The following is a 1787-nucleotide window of genomic DNA, read 5'->3' as shown; positions in this document are numbered from 1 at the left end:
CGAGCCCCGAGCCCCGAGCCCCGAGCCCCGAGCCCCGAGCCCCGAGGGAAACGGCTCTCCGTGTGAGAGGACACGGCACACTCCCGTGTCTCGTACGTTTGGGCGGTAGGTGGTGAGGCTAAGCTCCGCTCATGGTCGCTGCAGCCGCCGAGGGGCAAGCCCGGGTCTTGGTCGCGTCGAACAGAGGCCCTGTGAGTTACTCGTTCGACGACTCAGCCCCGGGTACTGGTCGGACGTCCGGAGACAGCTCCCCTGAGAGCCGCGCACTCACCGTGAAACGGGGCGGCGGCGGGTTGGTCTCGGGCCTTTCAGCCATCGGGTCGGACGCAGACGCGATCTGGGTGTGCGCCGCCCTCAGCGAGGGGGACCGCGAAGCCGCGCGGCGCTCCAATGGGCGTTTGGATACGACGGACACCGCAGGGCAGGCCGTGCGCATGCTCCAAATTCCGACTGATGTCTTTGCCGGCGCATACAATGGCATCGCGAATTCCGTGCTCTGGTTCGTCCACCACATGCTGTACCAGACTCCTCTTGAGCCGGCGTTCGACTCGCAGTTCTCCCAGGAATGGGAGGCCTACGAGATCTACAACAAGACTTTCGCCGACGCCCTTGCAGCGGAGGCGGCACAGAACGCCGTCGTGCTCGTACAGGATTACCACCTGTCTCTCGTCCCCGCGCTTCTTCGAGAAGCCCGTCCGGACCTGCGCATCGGTCACTTCTCGCACACTCCGTGGGCCCCACCGGACTACTTCGCGATGCTCCCGGACGCTGAGGCGGAAAGTCTGTTGCGCGGCATCCTCGGTGCCGACCGCGCGGGCTTCCTCACATCTAGGTGGGCACAGGCGTTTGCCGACTGCTGCGCGCGCGTGCTCGGCGCAAAGGTCTCGAGGCACGGCGACGAACTGCAGGTGGACCACGAGGGAGGCACCACGCGTCTCGGCGTCCATGCGCTCGGAGCCGATGGCGAGTTCCTCAACGAAAGGGCGCACCGATCTGACGTCGACGAGCGGATCGGCCAACTCCGCGCCCAGATCGGCGAAGCTCAGGGCGTGGCACGCCGTACCGTCGTGCGCGTCGACAGGACCGAGCTCTCCAAGAACATCGTTCGGGGTCTGTACGCGTTCCGCCGGCTCCTCGCCGACCGTCCCGAGTGGCGGGAACGCGTCGTGCACCTCGCATTCGCCTATCCGTCCCGTCAGGATCTCGCCATCTACCGCGACTACACGGATGAGGTCGCACGGGTTGCCGAAGAGATCAACTCAGCTTTCGGGCGTCCCGATTGGACCCCGGTGATTCTCCACGTTCAGGACGATTTTCCCCGTTCACTGGCTGCTTACCGGATCGCTGACGTTGCTCTCGTGAACCCGATTCGGGATGGAATGAACCTCGTGGCCAAGGAAGTGCCGGTGGTGTCCGACGAAGGTTGCGCACTCGTACTCTCCCGAGAGTCCGGCGCCGCCGCCGAGTTGGCAGACGACTCGTACATGGTGAATCCCTTCGACGTAGAGGGCACCGCTCGCGCTCTGGCCGATGCACTGAAAGCTCCGGAGGCGGAGAAGAAGTCGCATACGCAGCGCCTGGCGGCGGCTGCCACCGCGCTACCTCCGACCGACTGGTTTCTCGGGCAGCTCGAGGCGCTCAAGCGAATGGACCGTTAGTCCAGGCAACGGGACCTCTCCCACAGAATCACCGAACCTTCCGTTCGGTGCAGGTACGAGCTGAGACGGCAGCCATTACGCGGAACTGTGGGCTTCCCTCCCGTACGCCACAGGCCCGCGCAGGGCCTG

Annotated in this window: 1 protein-coding gene; it reads left to right on the top strand. The window is 65.4% G+C overall.

Features of this window, described 5'->3' with window-relative positions:
* The first annotated feature begins 131 nt into the window (after nt 1-131).
* Nucleotides 132-1658 carry an alpha,alpha-trehalose-phosphate synthase (UDP-forming) gene (locus UWG_RS0107010; protein ID WP_029391232.1) on the top strand — a complete coding sequence of 509 codons (1527 nt, stop codon included), beginning with the start codon at nt 132-134 and terminating at the stop codon, nt 1656-1658.
* The last annotated feature ends 129 nt before the right edge of the window (nt 1659-1787 follow it).

The organism is Streptomyces xiaopingdaonensis, assembly GCF_000262345.1.
GTDB lineage: Bacteria > Actinomycetota > Actinomycetes > Streptomycetales > Streptomycetaceae > Streptomyces > Streptomyces xiaopingdaonensis.
Note: the sequence above shows the minus strand (reverse complement) of the source record. Positions and strands in the feature narration are given on the sequence as shown.

Excerpts from the sequence above, each read along its gene's own strand:
- UWG_RS0107010 (WP_029391232.1), top strand. The coding sequence starts at position 132 with ATGGTCGCTGCAGCCGCCGAGGGGCAAGCCCGGGTCTTGGTCGCGTCG.